Origin of the sequence: Dactylosporangium sp. NPDC000555 (assembly GCF_040300025.1) — a bacterium.
GTDB lineage: Bacteria > Actinomycetota > Actinomycetes > Mycobacteriales > Micromonosporaceae > Dactylosporangium.
Genome location: NZ_JBEPDB010000002.1, coordinates 102,916 through 123,489 on the forward strand (window position 1 = coordinate 102,916; position 20,574 = coordinate 123,489).

A 20,574-nucleotide genomic window follows, 5' to 3' on the forward strand; every position below is an offset into this window, starting at 1 on the left:
CTTTCTGTGCCGCCGCCGTACCGGCATGCTGACGTGATGCGTTTGCTCACCGAGGCTGAATACAGGGCGACGATGGAACCCGAACCGATACGCATCGGTCCGCAGGACGAGCCGCCCTTCGACTTCTGGCCGTACTTCGACGAGGTGCCGGAGGCGGACCTCGGCGGCCACGACTTCTCGGCGGGCAGCGTCACCTATGCCTGGCACATGCCACGCGGCAATCTGCAGCACGTCCTGGTCAACTGCGAACAGCCGAACGTCTTCCTGGTGCTCGTCCTCGACCTGAACACCTCGTCCGTGCTCGGCCACCACCTGCTGGACATCTACGGCGTGTGACCGGTCACTCGTCGAGCCCGCGCTCGATCGCATACCGCACCAGGTCGACCCGGCTGTGCAACTGCAACTTGCCGAGCGTGTTCTGCACATGGTTCTGCACCGTGCGGTGGGACAGCACCAGCCGCTCCGCGATCTCCTTGTACGTCACGCCCTTCGCCACCAGCCGCAGCACCTCGGTCTCGCGCTCGGTCAGTCGCGGCGCGTCGGGGTCCTCGGCCCGGGTAACGCTCGCCAGCCGCCGGAACTCGCCGAGCACGAGCCCCGCCAGCCCCGGCGTGAAGACCGGATCACCCTGCGCGGTCCGCCGCACGGCCGCGAGAAACTCCGCCCGCGCCGCCGACTTCACCAGATAGCCCGTGGCCCCCGCCTTGACGGCGTCGAGCACATCCTGCCGCTCCCCGCTGGCGGACAGCATGAGAATGCGCGCGTCCGGGCAGGAGGCGAGAATGCCTTGGATGACCTCGACCCCGGACCGGTCCGGCAGCTGCAGGTCGAGCACCACGACGTCGGGCCGGACCGACCCGGCGATCCGCACCGCCTGAGCCCCTTCCCCGACGGCCGCGACCACTTCGTATCCACCCTCGGCGAGGTCGCGGGCAACCCCCTCGCGCCACATTGGATGATCGTCGACCACCATCACCCGCAGCTTCGCCCCGACGTCCACCCAAGCACCATAAACGTCCCCACGTCCGGATTCCCGCCCGCGGCGCCGTGATCCCGTGAATGTATCTCGCTCGCCAAGCCCCACGCCCACAGGACGACGGTTGCGAATGCGCGGCCTCCGGTTCGCGGCGGGCCCGGCAGCCCATCGTTGGCGGCCCCGGCGGACGGGCCGGGATCAGCGAGGGATCTGCAGCTCCACCTCCACGCCGGCGCTCGGGCCCGACGTGACGGTGACCGTGCCGCCCAGGTCGCGGATGCGGCCGCGGATCGACTGGGCGACGCCGAGGCGGCCGGCGCGCTCGGCCTCCGCCAGGCGGCCGTCCGGGATGCCGGGGCCGTTGTCGCGCACCGTGACCGTGACCGTGTCGTCCAGCTCCTCCAGCAGCAGCCAGGTGTGGGCCTCGGGGCCGGCGTGGCGGGCGACGTTGTCCAGGGCCGCGGCGACGGCGGCGGCGATCTCGGCGGCGACCGCCGCGGGGAGCAGCACCGGGGTCGCGGGTGAGGCGATCGTGACCGCGGTCGAGGCGTGCGCGTCGAGCAGCGTGCGCAGGTCGACGAGGTCCGGCGGCGGGGGAGCGGGAGCCGCGCGGGAACCGATGCCCCCGCCGCCCCAGCGGAACGCGACCCGCCGGCCCAAACGAGCCCGGGGACGGCCGGCACGCCGGGCCAGGGCCGGACCCGAGACCGGCGAACCAGGGGCACCAGCCGGCTCGGACCGCTGCTGTCGCGCCGGGCGGCCGGCGAATCCCGCCGGATCGACGGGCCGGGCGGCGCCTGCGGCTCCGGCCGCGTCGGTGGACGAGGGTGCGCCAGTAGACCCGGCCGCCGCCGCCCGGGGCGCGGCCGCCGCCGGGTCGGTGGGCGCAGAAGTGCGGGCCGTTCCGGCCAGGTCGGGAGAGCCGGCGATCGGCGCGGGGTCGGTCGAAGCCAACAGGGAGAGGGACGGCGCGCGGGCGGGGGACGCCAGCGGGGAAGGGGACGCGCCGGAAGCGGGCGACGCGGGCGGAGCGGGCGACGCGGGCGGAGCGGGAGACGCCGAGGGGGAGAGCGCCGCAGTCGGAGAGAGCGACTCGGCTGGAGAGGGAGACGCGGCCCGAGAGGGCGGCGCGATGGGGGTTTGGGTCGGCTGGTGTGGCGGTGGGGGTGTCGAAGTGACCAGGGCGCGGAGCACGGCCTCCTGCTCGCCGGCCAGGCGGCCCAGGTCGGCGGCCTCGCCGCCCAGCTCCGCGCCGCGGCGCTGGACCAGGGTGAGGACCTGCAGGACCGAGTCGTGGATGCCGCGGGCCAGGCGTTCGCGTTCGCGGGTGGCGGCCTCCAGCTCGATCGCCCGCTGCATGCGGGACTCGGCGTCGATGGCCAGGCGGGCGATGTGGCCCACGCCGATGCCGGCCAGGATCATCAGGACCGGGCCATTGGCGGTGGCCTGGCTCAGGCCGTCGCGCACGACCACATCGGCCGCGCTGAGCAGGATCGCGGCGATCGCGCCGCGGCGGCGGCCGCCGGAGATGGCCCAGGCCACCACCGGGCCGGCGACCCAGGCCATCGGCAGGGTGGGTGCGCCGAGGCCCAGGCCGGCGGGGTTGACGATCCAGCGGGAGGCGAGCAGGCAGCAGGCCGCGACCGCGAGGTCGGCGGTGAGCAGCGGCCAGCCGCGGCGCTCGGGGCGCGCGTAGGCGAGGCTGCTCACCGCCGTCCAGACGACCATCACGCCGATGATCAGCCAACCGCCCGCGGGCCACGCGTAGTGGTGGAAGTTGTTGATCATCAGGACGGCGGCGTAGCCGAGCGCGGTGATGCGGAAGACCATCAGCGCCCGCCACAGCGGACCCTCCAGGCCCGGCACCGTGTCCCGGTCGCCGCCGCGGACCATGTCAGACCCAGTGCACCGGCGGCAGGCCGGCCTCGTCGAGCGCCGCGTTGACCTTGCTGAACGGGCGGGAGCCCAGGAATCCGGCCGGGTTCATCGGGCTGGGGTGGCCGGCCTCGATGACCCGGTGCTGCGGGTTGGTGACCAGCCCGGCCTTCTTCCGCGCATATCCGCCCCAGAGCACGAACACGACCCGCCGGTCAAAGGAGTTGAGTGCGTGGATGGCGGCGTCGGTGAAGTGCTCCCAGCCGCGGCCGGCGTGCGAGGCGGCCTTGCCGGCGCGCACCGTGAGCACCGCGTTGAGCAGCAGCACGCCGTCGGCCGCCCACGGTGTGAGGTCGCCGTTGGCGGGCGGGGTGACGCCGAGGTCGTCGCGCAGCTCCTTGTAGACGTTGCGCAGCGACGGCGGGACGGACACGCCGGGGCGCACGGAGAAGCTCAGCCCGTGGGCCTGACCCTCCTTGAAGTAGGGGTCCTGGCCCAGGATGAGCACCCGGGCCTGGTCCGGCGAGCACAGCCGGAACGCGGTGAAGAGGTCGGGCAGTGGCGGATACACGGGGCCGGCCGCATATTCGCTCTCCACGAACGTCTGCAGGCGTTGCACCACCTCGAGGTCGAGGTGCGGCTTCATCACGTCACGCCAGCCGGCGGGGAGGAGCTCCAGCAGATCCAACGACATGCACGGCACTCTACGAGGCGAGTACGACATTTTTGGTACCGGCTGAAAAGAGTATCTATCCGGATAAAATGGGACCATGACGCAGGTCGGACCCGTGGGCAGCGACGGTGAGCCGCTCACCGCGCTGTGGACCTGGCGGCAGCGGCTGGAGCAAGCGGACGCAAGACAGCAAAGGCAACAATCGGGCGAACACGGAGAAAATGCTGGTCCAAGGGACAGCATCGCACAGGACGGCCCCGTGGACGGGCCGAAACAGGGCGATCAGGGCTACCTTCCGCAGCTGCAGACCCGCCTGCGAGACGCCCTGGGCGACGTGCACCGCGTGATCGCGCGCATCGCCGCCGTACCGCCGGAAAACCGCACGGTCCTGCACCGCGCCATCGCCGCGGACCCTGCGGCGGCCGAGCGCGGCCTCGCCTGGCTGGTGGAGCGCTTCGACCAGCCCAGCGCCGTGGTGCCCGCGCTCGGCCGGCTCGCACCCGCGCTCGACGCGCTGATCGGCCCGCGCGGCCGCCAGCTCGACCTGTTCGGCGACGCGCTGCTCGCGGCGGCGCGCGAGGTGCGCGGCGAGCGGTGGAGTGACGAGGACGCCACCGCCTGGCGCGACGGCTGGCGCTTCGCGGTCGGCTGGCTGCGGCAGGGCGCCCAGTTGTACCAGGGTGAGACGCCGTTCTGGACGGGCACCGTGCTCGCGTACGACCGGCGCCGCGACGACGTCGCCGTGCTCACCGTCGCCACCGACCTGCCGTACCCGTTCCGCGCCGGCCAGTGCGCGATCGTCGAGAGCCACGAGGTGCCGGGCGTATGGCGGGCCTGCTGGATCGGCGACCCGCCGGGCGCGGACAACCATCTCGAGATCCACGTCCAGGCCGCAGCGGGGGATCACGCCACGGCCGCCCTGGTCCGCGGGTCGCGGGTGGGCGACCCGATCCGCCTGCACCGGGCCGAGGGCGACTTCGTCATCGGCGGCGGCGCGGCCCGCGCGGTGCTCATCGTCGCTGAGGACGTGCACGTCACCCCGGTCAAAGCGCTGCTGTCGGAGCTCGCCGAGCAGCGCGACGAACGGGTCGTGCACCTGTTCTGGGGCGTGTCGACCCGCGACGACCTCTACGACCTCGAGTCGCTGCGCGAGCGCGCGGCCCGCTGCGCCCACGCCACCGTGCACCCGGTGGTCGCGCGCGGGCCCGCGCACCCCTACCTCAGCGGCCCCCTGCCCCAGGTCGTCGTCGACTTCGGCGAGTGGACCTCGCACGACGTGTACCTCAGCGGCAGCCCGCTCGCCGTCGGCGTCATGCGCAACATGCTGCTGCAGTGCAACGTCTCACCGCGCCGGATCCGCGCGGTGACGCTGCGGGAGCCGGTCAGCTCGGCGTAGCCGAGAGCAGCGAGGCGGTGACGACGGTGTTGCCGAGGTATCCGCCGCGCTGCCGGTCGAACCTGCCCCCGCAGGTCACCAGCTCCAGGCGGGCGTCGGGGACCGGTCCGTACACCTGCCCGGCCGGAAAGTCCGCCTTGTCGAACAGCCGCACCGCGTCGACCCGGAACGTGGCCGACGAACCGTCCTGCCGGGCCACCGTCACCGCGTCGCCGGGTTGGAGCCGGCCCAGCTCGTAGAAGACCGCCGGGCCGGTGGCGGCGGTGTCGACGTGTCCGACGAGCACCGAGTTCCCGCGCTCGCCGGGGCTCGGACCCCTGCCGTACCAGCCGACGGTCTTCGGCTCTTTCAGCGACGGCGGCTCGAGTATGCCGTCGGCGTTCACGTCGACGCGCTCCACGGGCGCGTCGACCGCGATCGCACCGATGGAGACTCGGACCGGCGGCGACGATCGGCTCATGTAGGCCCCCGACGCCCCGGAGAAGTCGGACCCGGCCGGCACGACAGGCGGCGCGGATCCCAGCGAGCTGCCGATCATCCACACCCCGGCGACGACCAGTGCGATGATGAACAGCGCGGGCAGCCCGCGCCACCGGCCGTCCGGCCGAACAAGAAACTTCAAGCCGGTCGGCGGCGCCGCAGCAGCAACGCGCCCGTGGCGCCGATGACCAACAGCCCACCGCCGGCGGCCATGAGCATGTGGTTGGGCTCGTCCGCCGTGGCGCCGTCGCCGGTGGGCACGCCGCCCGCCGGCGAGACCACCAGCTGCACAACCGTCGACGTGCCGTCCCCGCAGTCGATGCTGACGTTGAACGTCCCCTCCTGCGTGCTGGTCGGGATGTTGACCGTCACGGAGAAGGCGCCCGAGGTCTTCCCCGGTTCCATCGGGATGCGCTCCGCAAGCCCCAGTGCCGTGCCGGCCACGTCGGCCGAGCGAACCCCGTCGGCACAGACGACGCTGAACGTGACCGGGCTGCCCGGCGTGACCGTGTTCGGCGTGACCGCGCCACTCGGGCTGGCCGAAGGGGCGATCACGACGGCGCCGAGCGCAGCGAGGAGAGTCTGCATGTGGTACATCTCACCGTAAACCCGGGTGAAAGCCGCACACCCGTCCAGGGCGACCATACCGTCGGCCGTATCCCGGTGCGACGATGGGAGCAGGGCTGTCACGAGTTGGAAATGTCGCAGTGACGCGCCCCGGCTGCCCATCGGGCGCGTTCATCTGAAATCCTGGCGCGAAGGGCGCCATAAGCGCCGGTCGCGGGCAATGGGGCCGCGGCCAGGAGCCGGCCTGCGGGACGAGACGGGAACGACGCGCATGAGTGAGTACAACATCACATACCCGGACGGTGAGCTCGAGCTCAAGACCCGCAAGGCGACAGAGGGACCGTCGGGGCTGGAGATCGGTTCGCTGCTCAACAAGACCGGTCACGTCACACTCGACACGGGCTTCGTGAACACGGCCTCATGCGTCTCGTCGATCACCTATATCGACGGTGACGAAGGGATCCTGCGCTACCGCGGCTACCCGATCGAGCAGCTCGCCGAGGGCTCGTCCTTCCTCGAGACCTCCTACCTGCTCATCCACGGCGAGCTGCCCAGCCCGGCGCAGCTCGAGCAGTTCACCACCCGCATCCAGCACCACACGCTGCTGCACGAGGAGATGCGCCGGTTCTTCGACGGCTTCCCGCGCGACGCGCACCCGATGGCGGTGCTCTCCTCCGCGGTCAGCGCGCTGTCGACGTTCTACCAGGACAGCCTCAACCCGTTCGACGAGGAGCAGGTGGAGATCTCCACCATCCGGCTCCTGGCGAAGGTGCCGACCATCGCGTCGTACGCGTACAAGAAGGCCATCGGCCAGCCCATGCTGTACCCGGACAACTCCCTGGGCTATGTCGAGAACTTCCTGCGCATGACCTTCGGCGTGCCCGCCACGCCATACGAGATCGACCCCGTCGCGGTCAAGGTCCTCGACATGCTCCTGCTGCTGCACGCCGACCACGAGCAGAACTGCTCGACCTCCACGGTCCGCCTCGTCGGCTCCAGCCACGCCAACCTCTTCGCCTCGGTGTCGGCCGGCGTCAATGCGCTGTTCGGCCCGCTGCACGGCGGCGCCAACCAGGCCGTGCTCGAGATGCTGCAGCAGATCCAGGCCGACGGCGGCGACGTCAGCTCGTTCGTGCGCAAGGTCAAGAACAAGGAGGACGGCGTCCGGCTCATGGGCTTCGGGCACCGGGTCTACAAGAACTACGACCCGCGCGCGGCGCTGGTCAAGAAGGCCGCTCAGGAGGTCCTGGGCCGCATGTCCCAGCCCGACCCGCTGCTCGAGCTGGCGATGCAGCTCGAGGAGATCGCGCTCGCGGACGACTTCTTCGTGTCCCGGAGGCTGTACCCCAACGTCGACTTCTACACGGGCCTCATCTACAAGGCCATGGGCTTCCCGACCACCATGTTCACGGTCCTGTTCGCGCTCGGCCGGCTGCCCGGATGGATCGCCCAGTGGCGCGAGATGATCAAGGATCCGGAGACCAAGATCGGTCGTCCCCGCCAGGTCTACACCGGCTACGGCTCCCGGGATTACACCCCGATTTCGGCTCGGTAAAGACCCGCTGCGCGGAGCGGTTCTTGCTCGTTTGTCTACTTGACGGAGATCGACCCCAGCTGTCTCATACATGAGTCCGTCTGGGGTCGTTGTCCGTTTTCGACAGGGAGCAATCGGAGCAGCATGAGCGCGCCAACGTTGTCGCCGCTACTGACCGCGGCAGTGCAGGACCGCACGTCCGGAGCCACCGGCGTGGCCCGGCAGGTGCTCGACGGCCTGGCCGAGTTCGTGCACGACCCCGCGACCCTGCGCGCGATGGTGGCGCCGCTGCCCGGGCTCCTGCCCGGGTATGCCTCGATGTGGCACATCGCCCGGGCGGCCAACGGCCCCGACCCGGGCCCCGCCCTGCGCGCGATCCGCGAGCAGCTCGACCAGGACGTCCACCGCTCGGTGTCCGTGGCCACGCGCCTGCTGCGGCAGCGCGGCGGCTGGGTGCGTACCGCACCGAGCAGCGCCCTGGTGAAGGCCACGGTCGCGGGCCTGTCCGCCGGCACCGTGGACGCTCCCGGCACCCGGGGCCTGGAGCCGGTCACCGGCCTGGCCGGCGCCGACGCGGTCAGCCCCACGCGGGTCCTCAACATCAAGGGCACCCTGGCCTTGGCCGCCGGCATCCCGACGATCGTCGTCACGACGTCGCTGAAGCTCGTGCCGGAGGACGTGTTCGAGGGCCTCGGCTCGCCCCTGTTCGAGCGCATCCCGCTCGAGGCCTTCTGGGCCGTGGTCCTCGACGGCGAACTGCTGACCCCTTCCGAGGCCGGTCGCCGCGCCGCCCAGCTGAGCTGACCCATCACGGAGGCGGCCGGAAACCCTGGCGAGGCAACGGCTTGTGCGATCGTGTGCGGTAATGTGCTCCACATTGGACAGATCCACACGGTCGGGAAGACGGCACGAATTGGGGGGTGTGCAGGGGCGCGCCGGGGGAGTACATTTCCTGCAACCCAAGGACGGCCGGGGCCGCCGCTTCCCCCGTGGCGGCGGCCCCGGTCCTTGGTTCCAGAAGTTGCGTCGTTCCGTACCGCGAGACCGTGACCGGCCGGCATGGCTGGCCTCGACGCGCCGTCCGCACCGTGATGCCTCGTCGGCTGGCTCCCTCGTCGCACTCGTTGTCGCCGTAGCGCGGTCGTAGCGGGAAACGGCGATCCGAACGGTCAGGACTTCTGGGGGCGACCGAGATCCGCGGGAGCGCCCGACACCGGGGCGTCCTCGGGCAGGTCCGGCAGCCCGAACAGCTCTGTCAGCCCCGTGATCTGCAACAGCCGGTGCACGAACGGCGACGGGCTGCTTACCTCCATCGTGCCGCCCACCTCGCGCGCCTTGTTGTCGATGGCGACGAGCGTCCCGATGCCGATGGAGTCCATGAACGGCACCCGGCGCAGGTCGACGGTCAGCACCCGGGGACGGTACGTCTCCACGGCGTCCAGCACCACGGAACGGAGCGCTCCCACGGTTGCCGCCTCCAGCGGCCCCAGCACTTCCACCACGATCGTGCCGCCCGGACCGTCGCCGGAGCGGTGTGTCCGGACCATTGCGTCGCCCATTCAAGCCGCGTACCCGACCCGCGAGCCGGGAAACGTCACGGACTGGCTGAGATCAACAACGGCAGGATGAGCGCGTAGGCGCACAGCAGCACGCACGCCTCCAGGCGGGTGATTCGGTTGCCCCGCTTGAGCAGCAGCCACGCGAGCACCCCGGCGCCGACCATCGCGCTGACCGCAGCGAAGCCGAACGGGGCGATGGTCTCCCGGCCGGCCGCGAGCCCCACCACCGCCCCGCCGATGAGGCTGTTGAAGAGGTTGCTGCCCAGCAGGTTGCCCACCATCAGGTCGCCCTCGCCGCGCCGCTGCGCCTGCACCGACGTCATGAGCTCGGGCAGCGCGGTGCCGCCGGCGACCAGGGTGAAGCCGATGACCGTGTCGCTGACGCCCCACCGGTGCGCCAGCGTCGAGGCGTTGTCGACGACCAGCTGCGCCCCGCCGAGCGTCGCGGCCAGCCCGAGCCCGGTCCGCGTCACCTCCACCCACCAGCGGCCGGGCCGGGGCGGCGGCTCGACGAACGCGGCGACGTCGTCCGGCAGGGGATCATCCGGCGGTACCCGGGACAGCCGCACCAGCAGCATCAGCGCCCCGATGCTCAGCGCGGCCAGCAGTACACCGGCCACGAACTTGAGCCCGACCAGGGCGAACGCCCCGAACACGGCGACCCCGGCAACCATCAGGGGTGCCTCGCGCACCGGCACCGAGGAGCGCACGAGCACCGGCGACACGACCGCGACCACGCCCAGGATCAGCGTGACGTTGAGGATGTTCGAACCGACGAGGTTGCCCAGCGCCAGCCCCGCATTGCCCTGCACCGCGGCGGTCCCCGAGAGCACGAACTCGGGCGCGCTCGTGCCAAGCCCGATGACCACGACGCCGATGATCACCGGCGCCACGCGCAGCACCATGGCGAGCCGGCCGGCGCCCACCACGAGCTGGTCGGCGCCGACGGTCAGCAGTACCAGGCCGACGATGCCGAGCCCGGCCACGAACAGGGTCGACATCCGCCTCCTCCCGATGAGCGCCTGGCACGACACGATACCGGCCCCGCCACGTGCAGGACGCTCCGTGGCGCGGCCGGAGGCCCGGACAGCGCGCACCGTCACCGCGCGGTGGCGCAGCAGAGTCGCTGGAAAGATCACCGAACGTCGTGGTCGGAAATCCGGGCCAGTTCCAGTGGATTGACCCCCTCCACCGCTGGCGGAAATCGGCGGAGGGCTCTACAGTTCTCAACGAGACCGGCGTCTTCCCCCGTGGATGCCGGTCTCCCTATTTTTGCAGGCCGTTTCCGGTGCCCGCCGCACCGCAGCGAGCCGGGTGCGGCCGTCGCCCGGGCGGGCCGTCTCCACAGTGGACGCCGGGTCGAGTGCGTTGTCCAGTTGCGGCGCCGAGGGCACCGGCGGCGCCGCTACTGTGGCTTTTTCCCTATTAGATCCACGTGTGACGACTCTCAGTGTTGCCCCGTTGATCTCCCAGTGGCGTGTGCATTGGGTGCCGAGGCCGGGTGGTGTGCTGCTTCTCGCTGATCTACCTGGCCCCGGACGCCAGGGTTCCGGCCTTCGCCGAACTCGCCCGGATAGTAAAAGCCGGGCGGATACCTGGTGACAGCCTTCAAGCACGGCGACGGCACCCTGCACCGCAACGCTCCCGGCAGCCGCGTCGAGAGCTTCGGCATCGACTTCGACCGGTACTGGCTCTCCGCCCGAGAGATGGAAAGAACGCTTCGCCGCCGCCGGGTTCGCAATCCCCGTGGACGGCCAGTTGTGAACTACAGAAGGTAACTGGTCGCGTCATCGGCCGGCGTTCACGAACGCGACGATCTCGACGAGGCCTGGCCGGTAGCCGTCGCTGGTGTCCACCTCCAACTCCGGCACATCGAGCTGGACCCGGTCGAACCCGTCGTGGCCTACCGCGTGAACCTCACGATCGCTAAGGTGGGAGTCCGCATGCGCGCGCCGCGCCGGGTTCTCCTCCTGCCGCCGCCGGATCCGCGCCAGGGCCGTCTCAGCCGTGACCTGGCAGTGCACCACGCGAATGTTCGCGATCTCACCAAGCGGCTGCAGGCGCGGACGCCAGACACGGTCCTGGAAGGCCGCCTCAGCGACCGTGGTGACTCCCGCATTCAGGAGCAGCTCCAGCACCTGGAAGAACGTAGGCAGCGTCCGCAGGGTTAGCTCGTCGCCCGGCGCGGCGACGAACTTACCGGTTGCGTGGACCATGCCCTCCTTGATCTCGTCCCGGCAGATCGCCGGACAACCGATCCCGCGCGCCAGGCGATGAGCGAGGGTGGTCTTTCCGGCGCCAGGCGGTCCGCTGACGACGACAAGGGTTGGTTTCTGCACCAGGCCGTTATAGCCGGGGAACCTCAGCTGGCCACCAACAACCTTGCCCACGAGTAACGGACGGCGCTCGATCAAAGGCCTAGGGCAATAGCTTTTGCAACGGTATGCCTCCAGCCGACAGCTTCCATGTCGTCGGATTCCACACCGATAGTTCCCACGTCGACGGGTTTCACACTGGCGGGTCCGTAACCTCGGGTCCCACAGCGGCAGGCCCCTGCAACCGCAGGCCCGCCGACCTCGGGCCGCTACTCCAGGCCCCGTAACCGCAGGCGCCGCGGTGCCTGCTGGCTGGGTCGCCGCAGTTGCCGAAGTCGCAGGTTTCGCAGCCGTGGTCGGTACCACCGATGCTGACGGGCCAGTTCCGGCGCACCGGCTCGTTGGCGTGACGCGTCCGTGGCCGTGCGGCGCCGCGTGACCTGCCCGGAGGTGTCCGCGGCGGCGTCCCGGCCCGCCGAGACGGCCGGAGCGGGCCGAGGGCGGCCGTTGGACCCCTTTGCTCAGGTCGGCGGGGCGGCGGCCGATCAGGGTCCCGAGGAGGGGCCGCATGGACAACACGCTCGCCATGGTCATCGACGACTCGCGCGCGATGAGGGGCATCCTGAAACGGATCCTGCTGCCGCTCGGCTTCGAGGTCCGCGAGGCCACGAACGGCAAGGACGCCCTCGACCAGATCTGGGACGACGACCTCAAGCCCGCGCTCGCGCTCATCGACTGGAACATGCCGGAGATGAACGGCCTGGAGTTCGTCATGGCGGTACGCAAGCAGAAGCATCTGCGGCAGATGACGCTCATGATGGTCACCACCGAGAGCGAACACGGACAGATCGTGCGAGCCCTCGCCGCCGGGGCGCACGAGTATGTGATCAAACCGTTCACAGGGGAAGCAATCGTCGACAAGCTGACGTATCTGGGACTGGTACCGCTCGCCGGCGCGCAGCCCGCTGTGCGTGCCTGATCAGCGAACCTGACCCGAAACGCAATGTTCTTGGTCCGATAGGCGACGGAAGAACCCCAGACGTCGAACTACCGTGCGACCCATGACGATCGACTTTCCGAACGGTTGGTGGGGTACGGACCTGGGCGCCGCCCGGGCGAGCATGGGTACCTACGAGCTCTACCCCACCGAGAGCCTGCCGGTAGTGGACGAGTCACGCTTCGACGGCTCCTTCTCCTGGCTGGTCCCCGACGCACCGCACGACCCGCTGCGGGTGATGGAGGTCGGCGCCCTCGCCGAGCACGTCGCACTGCCGGCCCCGTTCAAGCGGTTCCTGAGCAGCCAGGTGCTGATGGACGCCATCCCGTCGTGCACCGGCTGCGACTTCGACCTGGCCCCGCGCCCGGTCCCTAGCCCGGTGGAGCCCGGCGCCCAGCTCGTGCGGTTCCTGCGCGATCAGCAGGATGCCGTCATCTGGTACCTCTACCTGCGCCCCGGCGGTCAGCCGTTCGTGATCGCCTCGCCCTGGCTGCTGGAGATCATCGGCCTGGAGGAGGTCGACCGCGACACGCTGATCGCCAACATGGTCCGTGCCGCCGACGGATTCGAGCAGTTCATCCACCGCTTCTGGCTGGAGAATTCGCTGTGGTTCAGCGTCAACGAGGGCGACGAGCCGACCGACGAGATGAACGTCTACCTCGCGCATTACACGGCCGCTATTTAATCTCTTGCGCCCCCTGCGCGGCGCGCCTATCTTTGAATACGTCAAGGCGGCAACGAAGGGATCGGACGATGAACGGGCACCGCGAGTCACGACGGGACGCGCTGGGCACGCCAAGCGCGCGCCGTCGCGCCGTGCTGCCCGCCGGCGCCTGGTCCTGGCTGCTCGGCGGCTTGTCGGAGTCCTCGGGTAGGTGGCGAGGCTAGGGGATTCCCAGCCACGCCAGCCGCCCGGGCCTCGTCTGGGCGGCTTTTTCGTGTCCTCGAATCACATACGGGTGTAGCTCAATCGGAAGAGCACCGGCCTCCAAATCCGGCGGTTGTGGGTTCGATTCCTACCGCCCGTGCATTCCCATGCCCAGTGCATTGGACCTGTTCGTTGAAAAATGCATATCAGTACCACGCCGTGGTAGCCCAAAGGCAGAGGCGCCTCCCTCAAAAAGGGGTCAGTGCGGGTTCGACTCCCGCTCGCGGCACGCAAGATCGTTTGGTTCCGTATGTCGGTTTCACCGTATGTGCAGATGAAGGGAGGAGGCCCGGTGACCGCGGTTCTCGTACTCAACGCCGACCTCGGACCCCTGCACCGGGTCACTCTCCGCCACGCCATCCGCATGATCCTGCGCGAGGTGGCCGTCATTCATGAGGCGGAGCCGGACCGGTCGATCGGGGTCTACCCGCTCCCGCGGGTCGTGCGGCTCGTGTCCTACGTCGTCACCCGCTGGCGCTTCACCGGCGGGCCGGCCTGGTCGCGCGCCGGCGTCCACGCCCGCGACGGCCGCGGCTGCGGCTACTGCGGGGCCGAGGCCACGACCATCGATCACATCCTGCCCCGCTCGCGCGGCGGCCGGAACACGTGGAAGAACACCGTTGCGGCCTGCACCGGCTGCAACCAGCGCAAGGGTGACCGCACCCCCGCCGAGGCGGGCATGGTGCTGCGCGTCCGGCCGTCGATTCCGACCTGGGGCGCGCTCGTCCAGCGCTGAGATAGGGCCCCGGCGGCCGGCTCCTCGCTACCGCCCGCCGCCGGGGCCCCACGGGCCCGTAGCTCATCTGGTAGAGCGCCGCTCTTGCAAAGCGGAGGTGGCCGGTTCAAGTCCGGCCGGGTCCACGCCCGGGTAGCCCAACGGAAGAGGCGCTTGATTCAGGGTCAGGAGGTTGGAGGTTCGAATCCTCTCCCGGGTACGCACGGCGCCGGCCCACCGGCCGGTTGTCAGAAGTCAGGATCATGGAAAGTTGGCCGAGAGGTAAGGCTGCGGCTTGCTAAGCCGTCGACGGGGGACGACCCCGCGGGGGTTCGATCCCCTCACTTTCCGCGCCCTTGTAGCTCAGTGGAGAGAGCGCCTGGCTACGAACCAGGAGGTCGGAGGTTCGAATCCTTCCAGGGGCACGATCAATTGGGAAGGCCAGCCGATCGGTGCCGGCACCCGTCTCGAAAACGGCGTTGGGTTCACGCCCGTGTGGGTTCGACTCCCACCCTTCCCGCACTCTGCCCCACACCCGCCGGCACCGTTGCGCCAGGCGGCCCAGGCTCGCCTCCGCGGCCAGCCGCTCCGAGCCGCTCGGCGGCATCTCCTGCCACATCGGCAGCATCATCGCGCCTCCCCTCGCCGATCGTTCATCGTCGCGGCTACGACGAACGACGGGCGCGGATCCGGACGCGCCTACCGCGGGCGGGGGCTACCGAAGGCGTACCGGGTCAGCACCCCCACGCCCCCGGCGCTGCGCTGCCGCGCGGCCGCCGGCAACATCGTGAGCGCGTGGATGCGCGACGACAGGTGCCAGCGCGCGGCGCGCCCCGCCCGCGGCCAGCCACGGGTGTCCATGCGCGCCGCGACGCCGAGGAAGAACTCGCGAGCCTCGCTGAACCGGTCGCCCGCCACCGCCGAGGACGCCGACAGGCTCTCGCCGTGCCGGCGGTACTGGAACACCACGTCGTCGTCGGCGACCAGCGTGCCGCCCCGGGTCACCAGCTGCAGGATGAGGTTGAGATCCTGGATCACCTTCAGGTCCGGGTCGAAGCCCACCGCCTTGATCTCCTCGGCGCGCCACACCAGCGAGGGGAAGTACAGCCAGTTGCCCCGCAGGAGGCTCACCGCGAGCTCCTCGCCCGCCATGGTGAGCGTCCCGGCGAAGCGCGGCGCGTACACCCTCCGCTTCGTCGTGTCCGCCAGCGTCCGCACCACGGCCCCGTCGGCCCCGATGACCTCGACCCCGGGCTGCACCAGCACCGCCTCGGGGTGCGCGTCGATGAGGGCGTGGACGCGCTCGACGTACCGGGGGAGCATCACGTCGTCGCAGCCCATGATGACCATGAACGGCGCCGTGGCTAGGTCGACCCCCTGCTGGAAGTTGCCGGTGACCCCGAGATTGCGGGGATTGCGCGCGTACCGCACGCGCGGGTGCCCGAGCGCCGCGAAGTACTCGGGGATGCCGGTGTCCCGCTCGGCCGGATTGTCGTCCATCACCGTCAACCGCCACCGCTCGTCGCTCTGCGCCACGATGCTCTCTACGGCGATCTTGAGCAGGGTCAGCTCGCCGTAGTGCGGCAGCATGATGTCGAGCACCGTGCGATCGTAACGGCCCGCGCGCACCCCCGGAGCTGCCTGCCGCGACGCCGCCCTCTGATCCGCCCGACAGGGGGACGGAGAAGGAGCACCGAAAAGAACCGGCCCACCCGTGTCAACGGATGGGCCGGTTCGGTGCGTCCAATCAGTGCCGGGCTCGCCGCGGACCGGCCGGGGGCTGGCCCGCCGCGGCGCGCTTGGCGGCCTGCGCCTCCGGGGAACTCGGGTCTTCGTCCCACGCCTTCGCCCGGCGGATCTCGTCGAAGAACCCGAGCAGCCGGTCGAGCTCCTGCGTGCTCGTCTTGTCGTCGGCCCGGCTGGTCTTGCCCTTCTTGTTGTGCGAGCGGATCTCCCGGCCCGTGTTGATCGAGGAGGTCTCCTCGCCCGGATCGGTCTGCTCATCCATCGGCGGCCGCTGCGCCGGCATGCGGCCCGTGGGCTCCTCGTGGTGCCGGCTCGGCTGCGTGGCCGGGTCGAAGTGGTGCTCGTCGTAGTCGGGCGCGTCGAAGCTGTACCCGTGTGGCGCGTTCGGCCCGGCCGGGGGCAGCGGCCGGTCCTCCCGGTGGAACGCGCGCGGCGGGGCGACGTGCAGGTCCGGGTGCATCCCGCCGTAGCCGTTGCCGTTGCGCCCGTTCGGGCCGTGGCCGTTGGGGCCCGGACCGCTGTGGCCGTTGGGCGCGACGCCGGGGTGGCCGTTGACGCCGGGGGCGCCGTTGTGGCCGTTGCCGCTGTGGTCCGGGCTACCCGGGCCGTTGAAGCCGTTGTACGCCGCGGCGTGCCCGGCAGCGCCGTGAACGTTGCCGTTGACGCCGTTCGGGGGCGGGCCGGGCACGACGGGGACCATCGGGGCGGTCGGGTCCGGGTTGCGGAACCCGCCCGCCGGGAACGCGCCCGTGGTGTCGGCCGGGCGCTGCCGCGGCTGCTGCATCGGTGGCTCGGCCGGGTAGCCGCCCGGGCGCGGGGGTCGCTGCGTGCCGCTCGGGGCCGGTGGTGCGAAAGACCCCGTCGCCGGATCCGGCTGGGCCGGGAAGGCGCCGGTGTGCTGGCCGCGCTCGTCGAAGCCGTTCGCCGGGTCGGCCACCGGGAAGCCGCCGGTGCGGGGGGCGCGGTCGTCGAAGCCGTTGGTCCGTGGCGTGTCGAACGCGTTCGTCGTCGGATCGACGGCCGGGTAGGCGCCGGTGCGGGGGGCGCGGTCGTCGAAGCCGTTGGTCCGTGGCGTGTCGAACGCGTTCGTCGTCGGGTCGGCCGCCGGGAGGGCGCCGGTGCGCGGTGCGCGGTCGTCGAAGCCGTTCGTCGGATCGACGGCCGGGTAGGCGCCGGTGCGGGGGGCGCGGTCGTCGAAGCCGTTGGTCCGCGGCGTGTCGAACGAGGACCTGCGCGGCTCGGCGTGGCCGCCGTGCGCCGCGGCGCCGTAGTCGGGGCGTGCCTCGTACCCGCGCTCGTCATAGTCCGACTCGTACGCGGCCGGGCGCGACACCGTCGGGTGCGCGCCGGAGGGGTGACCGTTGGCGGGGCGGCCGTCGACGAGGTAGGGCCCGTTCGCGTCGCCGCGGCGGTCGCCGGCCGAGTGGCTCGCGTGCCGCGGCCCGTCCTGCACCGCCGGGAACGAGCCGGTCGTGGTCGTCGCCGCGGAGGCCGACGGGGCCACCAGCTCCACCTCGCCGGGCTCGGGCAGCGAGTCGCGCAGCTCCGTGGCGAGCATGAAGGCGTTGGGTGTGGCGCCGCGCGGCACGGTCAGGTATGCGCGCTTGCGGGCGTCGATCGGCAGTCTCTCGAGCACCTCGGCGATCGTGTGCGCCGGCGGCGGCACCTCGGCCGCGTTGGGCGCGCCGACGATGACGGCGCAGCGGTTGACGTCGACCGGCAGCCCGCGTATCCAGTCCGTCGGGTCGTTGAGGTGCTCCGGGCGGATCCACAGGCCCGCCTGCACGACCTCCAGGACCCAGCCCGAGCCGAGCGAGAACGTCGCCTGGCCGGCCGGGGTGTCGAGCACGTCAGGGCACGGGTTGACCCAGTCGACCGGGCGCGGCGCGCCGGTGCGGGGCGCGTGCCACAGCTCGCGGGCGAACGTACGCCAGCGGGGCAGGCCCTTCGCGTCGATGGTGACCACGGCACGCTGGCCGGCGGGCGCGCACAGCGGCAGGCCGGTGCGCACGTGGACCGCGCGGCCGAGGACGTCGGCCACGACGGGGCCGACCGGGCCGTCGGCGATGGGATTCTGCCCGTACGGCGTGAAGACGCAACGATCGGCGGCGAGCGTCGGGACGGCGGAGACCGCGTGCGCGAGCTCGTCGCGGTGCAGCGGCTGGTCGCTCGGGTGCCCCAGGATGAGCGCCGGGTTGGCGTGGTCGGTCGGCACCGAGTAGGCCAGGTCGGTCACGCTGCCGACCCGGCGGCGGTGCAGCCACAGGCCGGCCGGGATCTGGTCGAGCACGAGGTCGCCGGGCAGCTCCGGCATCTCGGTGCAGAGGTCGGACTCCCAGGCCGGGGCGGGGAAGCGCCAGCCGACGCGGACCGGCTGCACGCCGGTGCGGAACCGCCAGAAGCCGCCGGGCCGGTGCTCGCCGCGCCCGACGGGGGCGAACAGCGAGCCGCCGGGCACGCCCAGCAGCGGCCCGGCCGCGGCGATCACGTCGATGCCGAGGCGCATGGCGATCATGTGGGCCGCGGCGGGGCGCTCGTTGGTGGCGCAGGCGCCGTCCCAGGCGACGAACCGCATCGCGGTGAACCCGCGGGGCAGGCCGTTGGCGAGCACCTCGGCCAGTTCCTCGATCATCGCCGGCTGCAGCTTGACCGTGTGAGAACTGATCACCACCGCGCACTCGGTGGAACCGTGGGGCGAGACGACCAGCGCCGCCGAGCCCGGGCTCGGTTCCTCGCCGGAGTGGACGACCGCACCGGCACCGAGCCAGGACACCTTCATCCCGGGCCAGTGCCGCAGCCGCACCTGCATCGCCGTGCTCATGCGGACCTCTCAGCACTATGGAGCCCTGCCCCGACGAGGGCGGCTGCCGGCCGCGCGGCCGCCGTCCCGGCTGGCGGCCGCGAACGGCCCAGCGTGATCGGCGTGCGAGCTGCAAGCGGGCAGCAACGAGTCAAGATCGCCCTCCGTCGGGTGTGCCACAAGCGGTGCGATGTGGAGGGGGTTCCACATCGATCACCGCAGGGCGGCTCTGCCGGATCGTACCGCGCTGAGTGACGGACGCAACCATCCCGTTTGTCGGCGGACCCGTCAGATATGACCGACCGGGGAGCCGATTGCGCCCGATTAGCTAGGATTGATGACGAGTTTTCCGGAGAGTTGCGCATGCATCGAACTGCAGTCCGACGAATACTGGCTGTCACCTTCGGGCCCGAACGGCGCCTCGCCGTCATGGTCATGGGGATCGTGCTGGTCGTCGCCGCCGCGTTCTCGCTGAGCGCCTGCAAAACCTCTCCAATCGGTACATCACGGTCCGGGCCGTCGCCGGGTCGTTCTCCTGCATACCCGGCGAGTGGGGTCCTCGTCCTGTATGACACCTCCGGGCAATACGGGTCGCTGGGCGAGTTGTACGCGGTGCAGGCAGGGAATCTGGCGTCGCACTTCGGTCGATGGGAGGCCGTGCCAGTGACGAAGTACACGTCCGGATCGGCACAGAAACACCTGCTGACGATCTATATCGGATCGACGTATGACGAGCCTTTGCCGCCGGAGTTCCTGGCCGACGTCGCCGCCGGCGCGCCCGTGCTGTGGCTGGGGGGCAACGTGTGGCAGCTGATCTCGAAGTACCCCGGAATCGGCTTTCAGACAGCGATGATCGACGATGCGGTCGCCGCGGAGGTCAGGTATCGCGGCGTCGCTCTCACGAGAAACCCGGCGGCGGGCGGCCTGGTCCACGCCGTGCCCTCCCCGGGCGTGCGTTCGACGACCCTGGCCGAGGCGGTGCGCGCGGACGGCACGCCGGTGCCGTGGGCGACGCGGGTCGGCGCGCTCACCTACGTGGCCGAGGTGCCGTTCCCGTATGCCGGATTCGACGATCGGTACCTGGCCTTCGCCGACCTGCTCTACGACCTGCTCGCCCCGGATACGCAGGTGCGACACCGGGCGCTCGTGCGCATCGAGGACGTCGGCCCGCACTCCGATCCCGCCCAGCTGCGCCAGATCGCCGATTATCTGCGGTCCCGTAATGTTCCGTTCGCCGTGGCGGTATTCCCCGTTTACGACGACGCCGCTGGCGTCTATTCCGGTGGTGTGTCCGTCCACCGCACGCTGAGCGGATCGCCGCAGGTCGTCGAGGCTCTGCGGTACATGACGGCGCACGGCGGAACGCTGATCATGCACGGCTTTACGCACGGATTCACGGGCGCGCCCAATCCGTACGGCGTCAGTGCCGAGGATTATGAGTTCTACCGTGCCCACGTGGACGCCGCCGGTGCGGTGGTGCTCGACGGCCCCGTCCCCGGCGACTCGGCCGAATGGGCGCTCGGCCGCCTGGAGTCCGCCCGGCAGGAGTGGGTGAAGGCCGGCCTCGCGGTCCCGGACATCTGGGAGTTTCCGCACTACACGGCCAGCGCGACGGACTATCGCGCGATCACCTCGGCGCCCGGCATCCGCGCCCGCTACGAGCATGCCCTGTACTTCAACGGCATCCTGGGTGGGACCGGAACACGCTCCGTGAGCCAGTTCTTCCCATACCTCGTAAAAGACGCATACGGAGCGCCGGTCATCCCCGAAACACTTGGCAACGTTGCAATACAAAGATTTAACCAGCACGGCGTCCGGCTGGTCCCGGATCTGCTCGCCTCCGCGAAGCGGCAGCTGGTGGTCCGGGACAACGTGGCGAGCTTCTTCTACCACCCGTTCCTGGGCCTGGACTACTTACCGCAGTTGATCGAAGGCATACAGTCATTGGGTTATACGTTCGTCGCGGCCCCGTCGTTGCTGTGAGCGGATGAGGCGACCCCAAAGACTGGAACT

Annotated in this window: 18 protein-coding genes, 6 tRNA genes and 1 pseudogene; 15 read left to right on the plus strand and 10 right to left on the minus strand. The window is 70.9% G+C overall.

Going from position 1 to position 20,574, the window contains the following annotated elements; translation table 11 throughout:
* Positions 1–72: 72 nt before the first annotated feature.
* Positions 73–336: a hypothetical protein gene (locus ABT297_RS02495; RefSeq protein WP_350543754.1), complete on the plus strand. Its 264-nt coding sequence runs from the start codon at positions 73–75 to the stop codon at positions 334–336.
* 4 nt (positions 337–340) lie between these two features.
* Here the strand turns inward: ABT297_RS02495 and ABT297_RS02500 are convergent, their stop codons facing one another.
* The 3 genes from ABT297_RS02500 to ABT297_RS02510 form a co-directional block, all read right to left on the minus strand.
* Positions 341–973 (minus strand): response regulator, encoded by a 633-nt coding sequence (locus ABT297_RS02500; RefSeq protein WP_350544104.1) that lies wholly within the window; start codon positions 971–973, stop codon positions 341–343.
* A gap of 201 nt (positions 974–1,174) precedes the next feature.
* The gene (locus ABT297_RS02505) at positions 1,175–2,869 is read right to left on the minus strand and encodes a DUF5931 domain-containing protein (RefSeq protein WP_350543756.1); all 1,695 of its coding nucleotides are present in this window, start codon (positions 2,867–2,869) and stop codon (positions 1,175–1,177) included.
* Position 2,870: 1 nt separating this feature from the next.
* Positions 2,871–3,545 (minus strand): uracil-DNA glycosylase, encoded by a 675-nt coding sequence (locus tag ABT297_RS02510; RefSeq protein WP_350543758.1) that lies wholly within the window; start codon positions 3,543–3,545, stop codon positions 2,871–2,873.
* Between the two features lie 238 nt (positions 3,546–3,783).
* On the opposite strand from ABT297_RS02510, the gene ABT297_RS02515 reads away from it, so the two are divergent.
* Positions 3,784–4,920 carry a hypothetical protein gene (locus ABT297_RS02515; protein WP_350543760.1) on the plus strand — a complete coding sequence of 379 codons (1,137 nt, stop codon included), beginning with the start codon at positions 3,784–3,786 and terminating at the stop codon, positions 4,918–4,920.
* On the opposite strand, the gene ABT297_RS02520 is transcribed toward ABT297_RS02515, so the two are convergent.
* The gene (locus ABT297_RS02520) at positions 4,907–5,542 is read right to left on the minus strand and encodes a class F sortase (protein ID WP_350543762.1); all 636 of its coding nucleotides are present in this window, start codon (positions 5,540–5,542) and stop codon (positions 4,907–4,909) included. The two genes, ABT297_RS02515 and ABT297_RS02520, sit on opposite strands and share 14 nt — an antisense overlap.
* Positions 5,539–5,988: a GVDTG sorting domain-containing protein gene (locus ABT297_RS02525; RefSeq protein WP_350543764.1), complete on the minus strand. Its 450-nt coding sequence runs from the start codon at positions 5,986–5,988 to the stop codon at positions 5,539–5,541. The genes ABT297_RS02520 and ABT297_RS02525 overlap by 4 nt, the downstream gene beginning before the upstream one ends.
* A gap of 250 nt (positions 5,989–6,238) precedes the next feature.
* Here ABT297_RS02525 and ABT297_RS02530 point away from each other — a divergent pair, with 250 nt between their 5' ends.
* Together ABT297_RS02530 and ABT297_RS02535 are read left to right on the plus strand one after the other, a co-directional pair.
* Positions 6,239–7,522 (plus strand): citrate synthase, encoded by a 1,284-nt coding sequence (locus tag ABT297_RS02530; RefSeq protein ID WP_350543766.1) that lies wholly within the window; start codon positions 6,239–6,241, stop codon positions 7,520–7,522.
* 123 nt (positions 7,523–7,645) lie between these two features.
* A complete protein-coding gene (locus ABT297_RS02535) occupies positions 7,646–8,305 on the plus strand; it encodes a hypothetical protein (RefSeq protein WP_350543768.1) in 660 nt (219 codons plus the stop codon).
* A 365-nt stretch (positions 8,306–8,670) separates the two neighbouring features.
* On the opposite strand, the gene ABT297_RS02540 is transcribed toward ABT297_RS02535, so the two are convergent.
* Together ABT297_RS02540 and ABT297_RS02545 are read right to left on the minus strand one after the other, a co-directional pair.
* Positions 8,671–9,060 (minus strand): STAS domain-containing protein, encoded by a 390-nt coding sequence (locus ABT297_RS02540; protein WP_350543770.1) that lies wholly within the window; start codon positions 9,058–9,060, stop codon positions 8,671–8,673.
* Positions 9,061–9,095: 35 nt separating this feature from the next.
* Entirely contained in the window at positions 9,096–10,061 is a 966-nt protein-coding gene (locus ABT297_RS02545; RefSeq protein ID WP_350543772.1) for a sodium:calcium antiporter, read from the minus strand.
* A gap of 500 nt (positions 10,062–10,561) precedes the next feature.
* Here ABT297_RS02545 and ABT297_RS02550 point away from each other — a divergent pair.
* A pseudogene (locus ABT297_RS02550) lies at positions 10,562–10,824 on the plus strand (SAM-dependent methyltransferase); the annotation flags it as partial.
* A gap of 23 nt (positions 10,825–10,847) precedes the next feature.
* Here ABT297_RS02550 and ABT297_RS02555 read toward each other — a convergent pair.
* The gene (locus ABT297_RS02555; RefSeq protein WP_350543774.1) at positions 10,848–11,474 is read right to left on the minus strand and encodes a P-loop nucleotide/nucleoside kinase family protein; all 627 of its coding nucleotides are present in this window, start codon (positions 11,472–11,474) and stop codon (positions 10,848–10,850) included.
* A 469-nt stretch (positions 11,475–11,943) separates the two neighbouring features.
* Here ABT297_RS02555 and ABT297_RS02560 point away from each other — a divergent pair, with 469 nt between their 5' ends.
* The 9 genes from ABT297_RS02560 (at position 11,944) to ABT297_RS02600 (ending at position 14,535) form a co-directional block, all read left to right on the plus strand.
* Positions 11,944–12,354, plus strand: coding sequence for a response regulator (locus ABT297_RS02560; protein WP_350543776.1), 411 nt, complete (start codon positions 11,944–11,946; stop codon positions 12,352–12,354).
* Between the two features lie 82 nt (positions 12,355–12,436).
* Positions 12,437–13,057 (plus strand): hypothetical protein, encoded by a 621-nt coding sequence (locus ABT297_RS02565; RefSeq protein WP_350543778.1) that lies wholly within the window; start codon positions 12,437–12,439, stop codon positions 13,055–13,057.
* Positions 13,058–13,327: 270 nt separating this feature from the next.
* Positions 13,328–13,400: transfer RNA gene (locus ABT297_RS02570), tRNA-Trp, on the plus strand.
* Between the two features lie 192 nt (positions 13,401–13,592).
* Positions 13,593–14,036, plus strand: a complete 444-nt coding sequence (locus ABT297_RS02575) for an HNH endonuclease (RefSeq protein WP_350543780.1) — start codon at positions 13,593–13,595, stop codon at positions 14,034–14,036.
* A 52-nt stretch (positions 14,037–14,088) separates the two neighbouring features.
* A tRNA-Ala gene (locus ABT297_RS02580) sits at positions 14,089–14,161 on the plus strand.
* A gap of 1 nt (position 14,162) precedes the next feature.
* Positions 14,163–14,235 (plus strand) — tRNA-Leu (locus ABT297_RS02585).
* 45 nt (positions 14,236–14,280) lie between these two features.
* Positions 14,281–14,366, plus strand: a tRNA-Ser gene (locus tag ABT297_RS02590).
* 1 nt (position 14,367) lies between these two features.
* Positions 14,368–14,440: transfer RNA gene (locus ABT297_RS02595), tRNA-Arg, on the plus strand.
* 9 nt (positions 14,441–14,449) lie between these two features.
* A tRNA-Ser gene (locus ABT297_RS02600) sits at positions 14,450–14,535 on the plus strand.
* A gap of 179 nt (positions 14,536–14,714) precedes the next feature.
* Here the strand turns inward: ABT297_RS02600 and ABT297_RS02605 are convergent.
* Positions 14,715–15,617, minus strand: a complete 903-nt coding sequence (locus tag ABT297_RS02605; protein ID WP_350543782.1) for a glycosyltransferase family 2 protein — start codon at positions 15,615–15,617, stop codon at positions 14,715–14,717.
* A 145-nt stretch (positions 15,618–15,762) separates the two neighbouring features.
* Entirely contained in the window at positions 15,763–18,582 is a 2,820-nt protein-coding gene (locus tag ABT297_RS02610; RefSeq protein WP_350543784.1) for a hypothetical protein, read from the minus strand.
* Positions 18,583–18,834: 252 nt separating this feature from the next.
* Here ABT297_RS02610 and ABT297_RS02615 point away from each other — a divergent pair, with 252 nt between their 5' ends.
* The gene (locus ABT297_RS02615) at positions 18,835–20,544 is read left to right on the plus strand and encodes a DUF2334 domain-containing protein (RefSeq protein ID WP_350543786.1); all 1,710 of its coding nucleotides are present in this window, start codon (positions 18,835–18,837) and stop codon (positions 20,542–20,544) included.
* The last annotated feature ends 30 nt before the right edge of the window (positions 20,545–20,574 follow it).

Excerpts from the sequence above, each read along its gene's own strand:
- ABT297_RS02495 (WP_350543754.1), top strand. The coding sequence starts at position 73 with ATGGAACCCGAACCGATACGCATCGGTCCGCAGGACGAGCCGCCCTTC.
- ABT297_RS02500 (WP_350544104.1), bottom strand. The coding sequence starts at position 973 with ATGGTGGTCGACGATCATCCAATGTGGCGCGAGGGGGTTGCCCGCGAC.
- ABT297_RS02505 (WP_350543756.1), bottom strand. The coding sequence starts at position 2,869 with ATGGTCCGCGGCGGCGACCGGGACACGGTGCCGGGCCTGGAGGGTCCG.
- ABT297_RS02510 (WP_350543758.1), bottom strand. The coding sequence starts at position 3,545 with ATGTCGTTGGATCTGCTGGAGCTCCTCCCCGCCGGCTGGCGTGACGTG.
- ABT297_RS02525 (WP_350543764.1), bottom strand. The coding sequence starts at position 5,988 with ATGCAGACTCTCCTCGCTGCGCTCGGCGCCGTCGTGATCGCCCCTTCG.
- ABT297_RS02530 (WP_350543766.1), top strand. The coding sequence starts at position 6,239 with ATGAGTGAGTACAACATCACATACCCGGACGGTGAGCTCGAGCTCAAG.
- ABT297_RS02535 (WP_350543768.1), top strand. The coding sequence starts at position 7,646 with ATGAGCGCGCCAACGTTGTCGCCGCTACTGACCGCGGCAGTGCAGGAC.
- ABT297_RS02540 (WP_350543770.1), bottom strand. The coding sequence starts at position 9,060 with ATGGGCGACGCAATGGTCCGGACACACCGCTCCGGCGACGGTCCGGGC.
- ABT297_RS02545 (WP_350543772.1), bottom strand. The coding sequence starts at position 10,061 with ATGTCGACCCTGTTCGTGGCCGGGCTCGGCATCGTCGGCCTGGTACTG.
- ABT297_RS02560 (WP_350543776.1), top strand. The coding sequence starts at position 11,944 with ATGGACAACACGCTCGCCATGGTCATCGACGACTCGCGCGCGATGAGG.
- ABT297_RS02565 (WP_350543778.1), top strand. The coding sequence starts at position 12,437 with ATGACGATCGACTTTCCGAACGGTTGGTGGGGTACGGACCTGGGCGCC.
- ABT297_RS02610 (WP_350543784.1), bottom strand. The coding sequence starts at position 18,582 with ATGAGCACGGCGATGCAGGTGCGGCTGCGGCACTGGCCCGGGATGAAG.